The organism is Paenibacillus aceris, from assembly GCF_017874035.1.
Lineage (GTDB): Bacteria > Bacillota > Bacilli > Paenibacillales > NBRC-103111 > Paenibacillus_E > Paenibacillus_E aceris.
Genome location: NZ_JAGGKV010000028.1, coordinates 46,773 through 61,423, shown reverse-complemented (window position 1 = coordinate 61,423; position 14,651 = coordinate 46,773). Strand labels below are relative to the sequence as shown.

Genomic DNA, 14,651 nt, shown 5'->3' with positions numbered 1-14,651 from the left:
CAAATCTCCTCATCTTTTTTAACTCCAAATTTTCGCTTTAATTTTATTAAGCTTCCACGCGAGGTAACTGGATTTACTATTTCTATGGCCATCAACTGCTACCAGCCATTGATTCTCGTTCAGTTTTAGTTGGTCTATATGGTGCATCCCATCTTTTCTCCAATCACTTTCCCTATTTGTGCCACTTAAAATTAAGGTGATCTCTTCCTCCTCGTAATCAATCTCAGAGAGTTTATTAATTTTAAATACACTTACTGAATTCCCATAGTGAGGATAAACAGATTGAGTATACCTATATATGTTTCCGTCAGAGACAACCACTCTGCCTCCTGGCCTAGTAATTCTCATATTGTTTGAAATAATTGGACTTTGGTGGTGCTCAATCCACGGACCTTCAAGCTTCTCCGAGTAAAACAGATGAAAATTCCCCTCTCTCGTTCCTGTGAAGACCCACCATTTATCATTATGATTAACGATAGAAGGGTCCAAGAACCTGCCGCTGAACAGCTCACATGCCACTTCCCATTCGAAAGGAAACCTTCTAGACCTATATAAAATGACTCGGTTTGCTTCTGATGTTTCGGGGAGCATAAAATAATCGCCCATATATTTAAAAACTTGCGGGTAAGACAAATGATATCTTTCACGCAATACTAAACATTGGTAATCCCACTTATGACCATCTGCACTCGTTGCAAGTCCAATCTCCCCACGTCCTGACGCTTTATTTAAGACTTCAAAGAATAGGAAATATTCAGAATCATGCTGGATAATAAAAGGATCCGCTACAAATTCAGCCGGAACATCGGTCACATCAGAAGCTTGAAGTGTTGGTTTCTCTAAATTGATTTCCTGTGGGGCTGAGGAAACTAGACTATCAGAATTGAATACTACGATGGACCAAGTAGAAATATCCATACCTTTTCGAATTAGAGAAACCAAATTATTAATTGATTTTAAGTGTCTAGTATTTATTAAAGGCATATCAACCCTCATTTTGTAATTTTCTCTGTTAACTTAGCTTCCTCTTGATAACCTTCGGGGTTATTTAACTGCCATCGCCATGAATCGATGCACATTTCTTCAATTCCTTTTTGGGCGACCCACCCTAATTCTCGTTCGGCTTTAGACGAATCAGCATAACAAATTCCTATATCACCTGGCCTTCTTTTTGCAATCGTGTACGGAATATGTATGCCGGTCACTTTTTCGAAAACAGAGACCATTTCCAGTACGCTGTGTCCCCGACCTGTTCCGAGGTTATAGGCTTCCACACCGGTAGTAGCCATGACCGCTTCCAATGCCTTCAAATGCCCCCGTGCCAAATCCACTACATGGATATAATCCCTAACACCTGTGCCGTCCAAAGTTGGATAGTCATCTCCAAATACCCGAAGCTCCCTTTGCCTCCCTATCGCTACCTGAGTAATATAAGGCATCAAATTATTTGGTATTCCATTAGGATTCTCGCCTATTCGCCCACTTTCATGTGCACCAATTGGATTAAAATAACGCAAAACTGCAATGCCCCACTTATTATCCGATACATAGACATCACGCAGTATTTCTTCAATCATTAGCTTGGTTCGTCCATAAGGGTTAGTAGCGCCGAGAGGGAAATCTTCAGAGATTGGGACACGTTCTGCAAATCCATAGACGGTAGCTGAGGAGCTGAAAACCATTTTTTGCACGCCATATGTCTTCATTAATTCACACAGCACAAGCGTACCGGTCATGTTATTCAGGTAATAAAAAAGAGGAATCTCAACAGATTCCCCCACTGCTTTAAGCCCTGCAAAATGAATCACGGCTTCAATTTGATTTTGTGCAAATACTTTATTGAGTTCTTCTCGGTCTAATAAATCAACTTGATAGAATTTGAATTCTTTACTTGTCAGTTCCCTTACCCGCCTTAGCGATTCCAAACTGCTGTTGCCCAGATTATCTACAATGACAATTTCGTAGCCTGCATTTAATAATTCTATACAAGTATGACTTCCGATATAACCTGATCCACCGGTTATTAATATTGCCATATGTTCCACCCTTTTCAAATATCCAATTATAGAAATGCAAAATTCAAAAAACTATAAGTTTGTAAAATCATATGCAAACCGATTTATCAATTCTGTTGTTTGCTTAATTTTTTCGTTCTACCAAAAATTTCCCATAAGAGAATACGGATTCTCTGGTAAATCTCCTTAGATGCCCCTTTATCAAAAATAATATTAAAAACAATAATGAATAATATAGTGACAAAAGATACGCCAACTGCATTAATAACCCACGACATCCAATTTTGTGTTACAACCGGCAGAATTATGCAAAAAATGAATACACTCAAACCTGCAGGTACCATGTTTGTAATTATTCTGCGTATGGATCCCCATGGTGATTGTTTCAAAATATGGATATTTCCATATATGATCAGATCAATTGCACGGTAACCATATGAACATAGCGATCCTAACAACACACCATAAAGACCAAAAAACTGGACAAGAATTAATGACATTGTAATATGTATCACTGCTTCTGCAACTGCTCTCCATCTTGTCTCCTTAAAATGTCCTGAAGCCGAAACTATTAAGTTTTGGGGAATTCTGATGTGATTTAATATTGCTACCACAACAAAAAGAACTGCCAAAATAGGATCGACATAGTTAGCATCATGAATCCCACGAGTATAAAGTTTGACAAAGGATATTAGCATTATCGCTGTCGTTGCAAATGAAAATGCGATTAATGCATAATAAAAGACCTCAAAATTAAGATATGCTTTCTTCAAATTTATTCTGTCGCTTGATGCGATAAGTTCTCCAAAAGCAGGAGTAAGGCTGCTTGAGAACGCATTTATTAACGCGCCAAGTGAACCAAACAACACGCTATAAACCATATAAATACTAACTAACTTTAGTCCACAGAATATGGTAATAATCACTACAGGAGTATTAAAAATGATAATACCTGCAATCTGATGTATGAATGCATCCCAACGTTTATTAATAGCCTTAAGATCAGGCTCGGATTTAAAGTTTATTTTCTTATACTTCTTTTTTACATATAGTACTATCACACCTACCCTTAAGAAATATATAACAGCGGTGCTCAGCTGTAAAAGTACAATACTCTGGTCATACTTCATGATTAAAATCGCTAAAACAGTACTAATTATGGTACCTAATACCCCTGCAAAATTTAAAACGTAACCTTTTTGGTCCGCTGTTAGTAAAATTCTATATTTTGCACCTAAAAAAAACTCTATTAATCCGCCAATAGAAATTAGTATCACAAGCGCAAAAGACAACGACTTGGAAACTTCTCCTTTTGTTACCATTGGATAAATAACAGATAATAGTGCGACCAGCACTGCGAATAATGCTCCAGACTGGTTAAAAAACTTACTTGATGCTGATAGTACAGTCCCTGTTTGATTAAAGTCTCTTTTTGAAAGTGGTTTATATAACGCTTGGACCGATGCAGTAGTTAACCCTGCTTCGACAATTTGTAGATACGCTATAAACTGACCAATTGAAGCCAGCAGCCCATTTATTGATGAACCGTATGTTCTTATTCTGATTGGCGGTAACATAAACCCAGCTATTGCTGTTATCACCTGTAATATTAAAGCTGAAATTAATATATAAAAAGCCTGTTTTGTCCTCATGTTACCCTCATTCCATTTAAACGTTTTGCTTGACTTTTTACATTGCCAGTATTAAATTATAATTTCTTTCGCAGTTATTCCTATCGAATAAGGGGAAAAACAGGTTTATACGTTCTAGATATCGTTGATCATTCGAAAGATCTCTTGAAACTAAATCCTCAATTCCACTAATTAATTCATCTTCTTTATGTACTGTAGGACCAAAGCCATCTCTATCATACTCAAAATACCCCTTTGGATAGTGCTTCTCAAAATACATATTTACGTCAAATTGATAATAAATGACTGGCTTACGCATATACGCAAAGTCGAAGGCTATACTTGAATAATCCGTAATCAATAATGCTGATTCTTTAAGTAATTTCTGTACATCGTAATCTCTTTCGTTTGCAATTATTATGTTACTGGATCTAGTACTAAAAGCATTCAAATAACCCTGCATTTCATGATGGGGATAAAAGACTAATTTTACGTTGCTTTCTTTTAAAATCTTATCGATTTGTTTATTATTTAATAAGGACTGAAAACGCTTGTAATAATCAGAGTTTATAAATTCCTTAATTTCCTCTTCATTTCGACCTGATTTGGGAGTAAACCCAAACCATTGTCTCCATGTTGGCATCAAAAGTATCTGTTTTTCAATACTAAAATTATGCAGCTCATCAAAACGACAAAGTCCAAGATACTTTACTGCTTGGTCTGGATATCCAAATCTTTTGCTAACAAAATGATATTCTGGTTGTGCGCCGCAAACGAAAAGATTAGCTTTGGTATTTGGGTACATTAACTGCGGTAATGTTTCCTTTGTAATTCCATGTTGAATAAAAGCCCTCTTCTTCTTCAATATCCCTAACTCTTCAGCCTTCCAACATATAGGGGATTCAGGTACTGTGCTACCAAGATGAGCACAGACAAGTTTTTTAGCCATAACATAATAAACAAAGTGCTTAAAGCTATCATAAAAAATAATATTCCCATAATGTTCAATATGCCTCAAATCATCAGAATTAAAATCAATCACATAATACACTTTTTTAAATGGATATTTTTCTCGTATATATTTAAATAAGTGATAACCATTATCTCTAACTTCGCCCCGTCTTTCCGAAATTAGCCATATATCTTGATTTGACAACTTTAATTTTAGAATCTTACTAATCATAATTGCTCCGATTAACTTTAAAATGTCAAGAAACCATCTTATCTTTAGCTTTCTTTCCATCATCCCTCTACCTCTTTAGATCAATAATTAGTGTAGTTTTTAAGTACTATTAATGCATTTTTGGTTTTCCACGAAGTATTTATAATAAATCGAAGACATGTTAACAATCTAAATTTAAGTAGTATTATCAGTAACTTCTTCATCTTGGATTTCGGAATATATGATTGGATCGCCATATTGAATTCAGAATTTGAGAGGATATTATCAATGTACGCTGTTGCTCTATTTTTTTTCGGTTGATTTAATACTTCTTTGTAAATACACCCTATGCACTCATCTACAAATCTTCTATCCAATTCATTTTTATATTTGGAAATATCGACTCCGGATGCCCGCAAAATATGATGCAAATGTTTTCTTCCGCTCAAAAAAAGTTCAAACTGATTCTCATTATATTTCAACATTAATGAATTTGTATTAATATGCATGTAATGATAATATTCACCAGTCGTAAAAACTACGCTTGTGGCCTTTGAGAATATCTCTAAATTAAACCACCAGTCTTCCCCATGATTTCTTTCCTCGTTGATAGTAAGGTTCTGTTCCAAAAGCCACTCTCTTTTATAAACTTTATTCCAAAGACTGTAATACCCCATATTATCGTTAGTTGCAAAGGATGTTATTATATGTTCACTGATCATCTCTTTATCAAGTAGATCTTGATCTTTAAATGGATGAGAAATTATTAAAGAACGATTTGGATTCATGTACTCTTCAATATAATTGCACATTGCTACTTGGGCGTTATTGTTACGTGCAGCTTCATACAGCATTTCATACATACTAGGATCGACCCAATCGTCCGAATCCACAAAGCCAATATACTCCCCTCTAGCAACTTCGATCCCCCTATTCCTTGATGCACCAGGACCACTATTAGGTTGGTGTACCACCTTAATTCGATCGTCACCTTTTGCATATTCGTCAGCTATTTTGCCGGAATTATCTGGAGAACCATCGTTTATTAATATCATTTCAATCTCTTTAAGTGTTTGTAAAGAGATTGAATCTAAACATTTTATAAGAAATGGCTCACTCTTATACATAGGTACAATGATACTAATCTTAACGTTAGACATCTTTTTTTAAATCTCTCCTTTTCAAACCTCTTAAAGGTGAAATGATTCCTTTCTGTATCAACTGTAAGCATATAACTAATGGTCCTTTTTTTGTTCCTATCGCCCACATCATGACTCTCTCTTTAAAACTTTTAGGATGTATTTGCTCCAGCATTAACTTAATCTCTTGATATGAAAGCATGTATTCAATATTTTTTATTCTAGTTACCATGTTCTTCATATTTAGGCCTGAAAGTTCATTATTAATACAAAACCATAAAGCATCCTTTATACGGAGTAAAAGTAAATGCCTTGATTCCACTGTTGCTAATCCGTGAGTTAAATAAATGTCATTTAATTTATTTTGGACAAGTATTTGCATTTCAAAAGCGTTATTCTGATACTGTATTGTTATACTATTTTCATTTCTTCTATCATAATAATACAAACTTTTATCTATATAAAAAAAATTTGATGCATGCGCAGCAATTGTTAAGAAAAAAACTTGATCCTCACTCATTTTAATATCTTCATCAAATTTAATAGTTTGATTTCCACGAATTAAATCCACAGATATTAACTTGCCGCATACTAACCCAGCACGTCCAATCGTTATTGCTGATATTACATCATTTTTATGCAATATTTTATCTTTTTTATCGTGAAATAGTACCCTTCTATCCATTCTGTCTGGCCATATTTCATAGTTGTCACAAAGAACCATTACGTTGCTATAATTTTTAGCAAGTACCATCATATTTTCAATTGCACTATTCGCAATATAGTCGTCAGCATCCACGAAAATAATGTATTGTCCATTTACCTTATCCATGCCAGAATTCCGAGCTGACGAAGGTCCTTTATTGGGCTGTGAGTATACATGAAAACGAGTATCATTTTTAACAAATTGATGTATTAATAATAGACTGTTATCGGTAGAACCGTCATCAATAATTATTACTTCGATGTCTTGCCACGTCTGCTGTCCTATAGATTGTAGACACCTAATTATATATAGCTCGGCATTATAGACTGGTACAATAATACTTACTACAATTGACTCCACAAACAATCAATCCCTTATTATTTAGTTCAACGATTTTAAATTCCTGCTCCAACAGATGAGCTTTTTCATCTATCGCATTATCCCGTTTTCCCTTTTCCTATGTTATAAATGGTAGTCATGAGTCTGGAAGCTGCTGTATACATGTTTAAAACACAAAACAGCATGAATAAACGCTGAACCATTCTACCACTTAGTCGATAACCCTTGCGCTGCATATCCCTTGAGCATTCATGACGAAATATCAATTTTATTGCATTATTTTTAAAATATGGGATAGAAGAAGCCTCTTTTAATTCATTTGCGATTATTTTAACACTCTTTTTATGATATACACTGTGAATCAGATTGATATTTCGTTGTTGAAAATATAGAAACATATAGGGGGATACACGCTCCGCAATAGCCGCGTTACCTACCTTGTGAGAATATTCACGACACCTCTTGAGTAAGTTTGCCGTGCGGAACATTTCACCTTTCTTATATGTTCGTGCCGTTGAGCCAACGCGCGCCGTGCCTTTGTAATATAGCTGACTGATTGAACATAACCGCACTGTATGGCATAACGCTGAATAATTAAATAATGTGTCCTCAGAGCCAACAAATTTGGTATCCTCGAAACGAAGATGATTAAATTCAATTAGATTCCTCTTGTATAGTTTGTTACATACTGACGGAGTATGAGGAAATAAAAAAGAATCTAGAACGTATTCCTCTAACCCCGTTTTTGTAAAATCAAAAATTTTCTCTGGTAGTTCTACTCGTCCTTCGAGAATTCCTTTTTCACTATATACAAGACGTCCACATACAGATATATCAGCCTGCGATTCTTTTGCTGCTTTATAAAGCCCCTCAAACATTTCAGGATCTACCCAATCATCCGAGTCAATGAAACCAATATATTCCCCGTTTGAAATTTCTAGGCCTGCGTTACGTGCTGAACTCTGTCCTTCATTTCTTTTATGCACTACTATTACACGGGGATCTTTCAATGCATATTTATCTGCTATAACACCGCTCAGATCGGTTGATCCGTCATTTACTAATATTATTTCTATGTCATTTAACGTTTGAGAAAGAATAGAATCCACACACCTCTGAAGGTAGGGTTCTACATTATATATGGGTACAATTATACTTATTAACGGACTCATATTTGTCCTCCAATAAACTAAAGCGTAAATTAATTGTCAATCATTTGGTATAGCCTGTGAATCTCATATTCATTATTCCAGGACCCTTCCGATGACTTTTCCTGATATGCTTTTGCTTCCTCAGGATGGATGACTAACTTCTTTATTCCGCCGAATATTCCCTCAACACTATTCTCAACTATTAATCCATCATGTCCACTTTGAATCTGATCTTGTGCAGATGGATAATCAGTTATGATTATTGGCAGGCTAAAAACCTTGGCTTCAGTAATCGCAATCGACTTCCCTTCAAATCTAGACGGCTGAACATATAGATCCGCAAGTTTAAAATAAGGATATGGATTATCTTTCTTTCCAAGGATTATGAAATTATCTTGAATACCGAGTTCCTTAATACGTTCTTTTAAAATTGGTTCCTGCATCCCAAAACCTATGACATACCACTTCACATTTATTCCATCGTTAAGAAGAAGTTTACATGCTTCTACAGCCCTATCTACACCTTTATCAGGGTGAAATCGAGCTACTGTTAATATTCTGATTACTTTCTCTTTCTCTGAGATTTCCTCGTGAATACTCTGGTTAGCCATGGAAAGCATAGCCGACGGGGAGATGATGTTCTCCATAACAACCGATTTATCTATAAGTTTTGGTTGGGCCTTATCAAATGATACCTTGCAATTTGATGAAACCGAAACAATATAGTCGAGCTTTTTCATAACCTGTTTATCCATCCATTTAATGCTGTTTAGTTGCTTATAATCTGTATGTATCCATCCTATCTTTTTTTCCGATTTTACATTATTTACAATGAAATGGTGTGTCCATATGCAGCTTATAGCTACATCATATTTTTTCTCCAAACTGGGCAGAAACTTCGATGTTAGACCATTCATTAATTGGGTGTAAAGAGCTTTCATTCCAATTAGCTTAGAAAATAACGAAATAGCTACTCTGATCCCCCCGATTAGCCAGTATCCTGCCTTAACCGTCTGTTGGATAGACATATCAAATGTTGCATAGACCTTAATCTCGGGTAGCAGCCTAACGTTATGAGGTAACTGATTGATCAGTTCCCCCTTGTGTTGATACAAGAAAACATCCACATCATAAAGTGAATAATCGATTGAATTTAACATAGAGATAAGACTTTTTTCTGCACCGCCTATCTCAAGATTATACAAAACGAATAGTATTTGTTTTTTCATATGTATCCTGTCCTATCCTCACCACTGAAATAAATTAAAATAGCGATATGGCAATAAATTGGAGTCAAAGGGTAGTACTAAATAGCTGTACACAAAATAACAAACAAAAATACTATAATAAATAAATCGGTTGGTCTTTTTATCGAAAAGAGTTGCAAGTCTAGGTATTATCAATACATTGTAGATATCAAAATACATACACATTCTATATATTGATGCATTCTTTAATGACAGTATGGCAAATAGAAAACCTATAAAGCTCAGTCTGACTATGTATTTGCCCTCAGGCCATCTTTCGCCAAGTTTAGTTCTGAAAACTAGTGATGCTCCGATTGGAACAGCCCAAACCAGGACTCTTAGAATATTAGCTCCATTATCTGTATTAGTTAAAACACTACTATAATGACCATATTGTGACCCATCTAAAAAAGCAAAAATACTCTCTATAAATCCGGCATAAAATAAAAAACCACCTACAAAAATCGCAGACAAGAGCACACTGGTATATTTCCAATTAGTTACACGTATTAAAAAATAAACGAGCAACATAATTACTGCTGATAGATGAATAAACGATACTAGTGAAACTATTAAGAAATACTTTTTCCAATTGCCTTTTATTACATATCTAACGCACCAAAATATAACTGCACATGCAATCCATTGACGCAAACCATTAAATGAACTGTAATAGGATAGACCCAATATATAAAGAGCCATTGATAATTCAAAAGGCGATCCGTAATCCTTAATAGTTAAAACCACAAATACAATAATTATCATTGCATAAACCAAGAACGCAACCTGGGGTTCAATCGTAAATCTTCCAATTACCCACGTTAATAATGAAAATCCTTTGTCTCCAAAGCTATTTCCACCTATTACCTGAGTAAAGTCGAGCCCATAAAAGTAACTAATAAGGCCGTGGTAGGTGTGATAATCTGTACCAACACCACTACGCAAGCCTGCTACGAGAATTAATGATATCAATGCAATGAATACAAAATAGGAAGAAAGCCGGTATGAAATTTTATTATCCAACTTGCGCTTTTTTGCCGCAATACTTGCGAAAAGGGAAGAAATAAAAACTACAAGTAAATTAATAATATAAATTGCCATATAATCACCTGGTCCCTAAACCCCATATAATGACATCCATTCTGATATATTGGTTTTTATATCAAAACCTTTCTCTGAAATTTTATTTACTATTATCTTATTTCCTGGTCGTTTCATCGATAAAGCTTTCTGAATCTCCGATATCCATTGATCAGAACTTTCTTTTAGACTAACATAAGAGACTAATCCCAAACCCATATCCGTTTCTATGGGTACTACATCTGCTGCAATACAAGGTGTACCTGCAGCTTGCGCTTCTATCATTACAATACCAAATCCTTCAAACAAAGACGGAAATACAAAAGCGTCAAATGATCTCATAAGCCTGGGAATATCTGACCTCACTCCTACAAATCTTATGTAGTGGCTAATCCCAAGGCGTGCTGCCTCATTTTCAATATCATATTTTAATGGCCCATCACCAACAAGAACAGCCACAAAATCATGTCCATTATTTGCCATTTTTTTAAAAATACTAAGGAGAAATACATGATTTTTTTGCTCGTAAAAGCGTCCTATGTGCCCTATTACTTTGGATTCAGGCGGAATAGCCAATTCTCTTTTTAAGCTAGACTGACAATCATTGTTTAGCTCACTGTATCGACTAACTTCAATACCATTTTTTAACATGGATACTTTCCCTTTTTTAATGGTCCCCCCGTTAAAAAGGAATCGAGCCGCGTCCTCACTGCAGGCACAATAGTCGGTTCCAAATGCTCTAATCAGTAATTTTAAGATTTCAAGCGATACTCTTGCTTTAACACCTTTTCCCAATGTCCAATCATTATTGTGGGAATGGCAAATTCTTTTCCTAATTCCCGCCTGTTTAGCGGCAAGTGTAACAATACCACTTTGAAAATCGGTATGGGCATGAACCGCGAGATATGGACCATTATCACTGATGAGCTTTTGTAATTGCTTAACATAATGAATCGGACCTAACTTCCCGAGGCTAGGAATCCTGTAAACCTGCCCACCAAGGCTTACAATCTCGTCATCGTAATCACATTTTTCAGGGAGATGGGAAACAAAGTCAAACTGAATTTTTGAGTGGTCTACATTTCGGTAAATGTTCATTAATAAGGTCTCAGCGCCTCCTCGATTCATTGCGCTAACAACATGCAAAACTTTATTTGGAAAGGTGTTACTTTTCATTATTAAAACCCCTAATTCCTAATATAGGTTAATCCGTCGTTTAGGCCTTTGATAAAGGCTTGTAACTCCTTCTTTTTTCCCCTAAAAGCCCCATTAAGCATTTTATACAAGGAACTTGTAACCATCCAATAACTTAACGCAGCTATATTAATAATATTGGATATAATCCCTTTTTGTTGTTTAAAAACAAATTTGTACCAAAAAATGATGTGATTTATGCCACTTGCATAAGATGCGTCAACGGAACGATTAAAACTGGTAGCGCCGGCATCCAAATGTTCAAATCCAACATCAGGTATCCCCATTACCTTAAATCCACTAATCCAAGCCTTATAAAACAAGACCATATCCTCCCATAACGGATAACTTGGAATTTCTACCCACAACTCGTTTCTTATATCAGCTTCAATCAAAGCCTGACGCCTCGCAAACATACAAGTTCCAGGTGCGGAATGAGCGTAGATTGGTTTTTTATATTGATTAGGGACTCTGTAATATGACCACCCTCCCGAAGCTATAACCTTCGTATACATGTCTTTTTTTATCATAGGTACAGCCGATAAGGTTAAAGCCGGAATCAGAGTCCTGATTCCTTTTTCAGGAAGCATTTCCTGATAAATAGGAAATGTTATTTCTGCCAATCCTTTTTTTATAGGTGCTGATAATTTGTTAATAAAGTCAGGTTCAAATTCTACATCATCGTCTACTAAAAGTACGTATTCACTTTTAACAGACTCATATCCAACAATTCTTTGGATCAGCATTCCCTTTTCACTATACACAACCCTTTCGTATCCTAAGACCTCAATCGGTGCGGAATAGCCATGTGGAATTACAATGATTACCTCTTCTGGTCTGCTTTTCAGTGATTTTATACTGTTCAACAGCCTTGAGTATTTTTCTCCTCCTTTTCCAAGAGTTCTTATACAAATAGAATAATTCATCGACGACCCTCCTACTTAAACTAAAAAGTAGCCATACCATATAATATATTAGAGGCTACTTCTAACATTTTATATTTGATGGCTACTTAATAAGTTGCTGTTTATGATATAGGTTCATAATATATTTTGGTGTAAGCCCTGCTATAATTGGTTTAAGGACATATAGATAGCTCTTTACCGGCAGCTGTAATTTACGACATGCCTGGTAGACGAGACCCGCTGTATCAATCGAATACGTTAATTTGCGTCTTTTAAATGCATCGCTATTTTCACGTACTTTATAAAGCGGCTCTTGAAGATTGTATCCACGGAATCCTTTTTCAAAAAACCTTATCCATAGATCCAAATCTTCCATACGACGTGTTTGTCTACATACTCTATAACCATCGAGTGCTTTGTATGCTTCGCTTCTCATAATAATAGTAGCATGACAAAAGGGATTTCTCTTTACAATTGAATTGGGTTCTGGCTTAGGATCTGCCAGACGCACTCCCCGATCACCCTCTTCGTCAAAAGATAACATACCAGTTCCAACAACCTGAAGATTTGGATTGTTTTCGAGAAAATCAATTTGCTTTTCGAATCTGCTCGGCATAGACATATCGTCTCCGTCCATCCTTGCCACATATTTTCCTGTTACATATTTCAAACAATGATTAAGAGCACCAGCTAATCGCATATTTTTTTCATTACGAAGGATTTTAATTTTGTCTGGATACTTTTGCTCATATGATTTTGCTATGTTATACGTATTATCTGTTGATGCATCGTCACACATGATCAGTTCCCAATTCTCATAAGTCTGAGTAAGTATTGATTCTATACTTTCAGATAATGTTTCCTCACAATTGTATATACCCATAATCACCGATACTTTAGGTTTCATCAGTCATCCCCCATAAACGGATCCTTTAATATAGTCACCTAAATCCGCCATGTCAGCTACGTTGGTTCTATATATGTTCATCATTTCATTTACCGCGGCACGAAGTGAAAATAGCTCCGCCGCTGCAAGTGAAGCCTCTCCCATTCTTTTAGCGACCTCTTTCGACTTAGCAATAGCATGTAGCTTATCGGCAATTTCGACAGGGTTGTAGGCTGTCAAATGACCATTTACTCCTTCAATTACGAGCTCTCTATGTCCCCTATTATTAACCGCTACCATTGGCTTTCCACAAGCCATCCCCTCTATTAGATTTAGACCAAGCCCCTCTCTAATACTAGAGGCAACCGAAACATCAGAAAGCTTTATTAATTCATCTATATCTTTTCTAAATCCCAGAAACTTCACGTTTTGATCTACGTCCAATTGTTTGGCAAACTGCTTATATTCCTCCTCCATATCGCCTTGACCAGGCAATAATAGTCGAACATTAGGAATCCGTTGTTTTAGTTCCGTTACTGTTTCAATTAAGACTTTCTGATTTTTGTTTACATTAAGTTCAGCAGGGTAAATTAGAATAAAATCATCCTTATGAAACCCATGTTTATTTCTCAACAAATTCTTTTCATGGCTTAGGACAGGCCCGAAACGGTTTAAGTCAACGCCCATCCCATGAACCTTTACTATTTTTTTGGCTCCTCTTTGCTTATTAAGTGATAATTGATAGTCCTCTTCATTAATTGTTATAAGGCAGTCTGTAACATATGCTAAAGCTTTCTCCAATGGGAAATACAATAGCCAGGAAAGGAGAGGAGCTCCCTTATAATAATAGTGACCATGTGAGGTATAAAATACTTTCGTTCCGTTTTTGCGATATTTCATAGCAGCAATTCGTCCTAATGTAGCAGAAACAGGAATATGAAAATGCATAATATCGTAATTGTTTTCGGCCATTATTCTTCGAAGTTCAAAAAAAGCTTTGATATTTACCTTATTAAAGGGTGATCGAGAAAAATGAACATTGTATTTCTTATCTACATAAGGAAGCTCAATGTTTCCATAAGAAGCCACATGCACTTCCCAATCGTGTTCTTTAAAAAACTTCAAATAAGGCAGATGAAATGCTTTAAAATGTGAGTCAACAGTTGCGCAGAATAGAATTTTTTTTTTCATTAAAA

General features: G+C 35.7%; 13 protein-coding genes. All 13 read right to left on the bottom strand.

Going from position 1 to position 14,651, the window contains the following annotated elements; genetic code table 11:
- Positions 1–18 precede the first annotated feature (18 nt).
- The gene (locus J2Z65_RS30795; protein ID WP_167052061.1) at positions 19–984 is read right to left on the bottom strand and encodes a glucosamine inositolphosphorylceramide transferase family protein; all 966 of its coding nucleotides are present in this window, start codon (positions 982–984) and stop codon (positions 19–21) included.
- An 8-nt stretch (positions 985–992) separates the two neighbouring features.
- Positions 993–2,036, bottom strand: a complete 1,044-nt coding sequence (gene galE / locus J2Z65_RS30790) for a UDP-glucose 4-epimerase GalE (protein ID WP_167052059.1) — start codon at positions 2,034–2,036, stop codon at positions 993–995.
- Positions 2,037–2,122: 86 nt separating this feature from the next.
- Positions 2,123–3,667, bottom strand: a complete 1,545-nt coding sequence (locus J2Z65_RS30785; RefSeq protein ID WP_167052057.1) for a lipopolysaccharide biosynthesis protein — start codon at positions 3,665–3,667, stop codon at positions 2,123–2,125.
- A gap of 37 nt (positions 3,668–3,704) precedes the next feature.
- Positions 3,705–4,892, bottom strand: a complete 1,188-nt coding sequence (locus J2Z65_RS30780; RefSeq protein ID WP_167052055.1) for a CDP-glycerol glycerophosphotransferase family protein — start codon at positions 4,890–4,892, stop codon at positions 3,705–3,707.
- Between the two features lie 17 nt (positions 4,893–4,909).
- Positions 4,910–5,968 (bottom strand): glycosyltransferase, encoded by a 1,059-nt coding sequence (locus tag J2Z65_RS30775; RefSeq protein ID WP_167052053.1) that lies wholly within the window; start codon positions 5,966–5,968, stop codon positions 4,910–4,912.
- Positions 5,961–7,013, bottom strand: a complete 1,053-nt coding sequence (locus J2Z65_RS30770; RefSeq protein ID WP_167052051.1) for a glycosyltransferase — start codon at positions 7,011–7,013, stop codon at positions 5,961–5,963. The genes J2Z65_RS30775 and J2Z65_RS30770 overlap by 8 nt, the downstream gene beginning before the upstream one ends.
- Positions 7,014–7,090: 77 nt before the next feature.
- Positions 7,091–8,164: a glycosyltransferase family 2 protein gene (locus J2Z65_RS30765; RefSeq protein ID WP_167052049.1), complete on the bottom strand. Its 1,074-nt coding sequence runs from the start codon at positions 8,162–8,164 to the stop codon at positions 7,091–7,093.
- Between the two features lie 29 nt (positions 8,165–8,193).
- Positions 8,194–9,372, bottom strand: coding sequence for a glycosyltransferase (locus J2Z65_RS30760; RefSeq protein WP_167052047.1), 1,179 nt, complete (start codon positions 9,370–9,372; stop codon positions 8,194–8,196).
- 18 nt (positions 9,373–9,390) lie between these two features.
- A complete protein-coding gene (locus tag J2Z65_RS30755; RefSeq protein WP_167052045.1) occupies positions 9,391–10,491 on the bottom strand; it encodes an EpsG family protein in 1,101 nt (366 codons plus the stop codon).
- Between the two features lie 15 nt (positions 10,492–10,506).
- Complete coding sequence (locus J2Z65_RS30750; protein WP_167052043.1) at positions 10,507–11,646, bottom strand: glycosyltransferase family 1 protein; 1,140 nt, start codon at positions 11,644–11,646, stop codon at positions 10,507–10,509.
- Positions 11,647–11,657: 11 nt separating this feature from the next.
- Positions 11,658–12,590 carry a glycosyltransferase family 2 protein gene (locus J2Z65_RS30745; protein WP_167052041.1) on the bottom strand — a complete coding sequence of 311 codons (933 nt, stop codon included), beginning with the start codon at positions 12,588–12,590 and terminating at the stop codon, positions 11,658–11,660.
- An 82-nt stretch (positions 12,591–12,672) separates the two neighbouring features.
- On the bottom strand, positions 12,673–13,476 hold the full coding sequence (gene epsE / locus J2Z65_RS30740; protein ID WP_167052039.1) for a glycosyltransferase EpsE: 804 nt from the start codon (positions 13,474–13,476) through the stop codon (positions 12,673–12,675).
- A gap of 3 nt (positions 13,477–13,479) precedes the next feature.
- Positions 13,480–14,646, bottom strand: coding sequence for a glycosyltransferase family 4 protein (locus J2Z65_RS30735; protein ID WP_167052037.1), 1,167 nt, complete (start codon positions 14,644–14,646; stop codon positions 13,480–13,482).
- Positions 14,647–14,651: the final 5 nt, after the last annotated feature.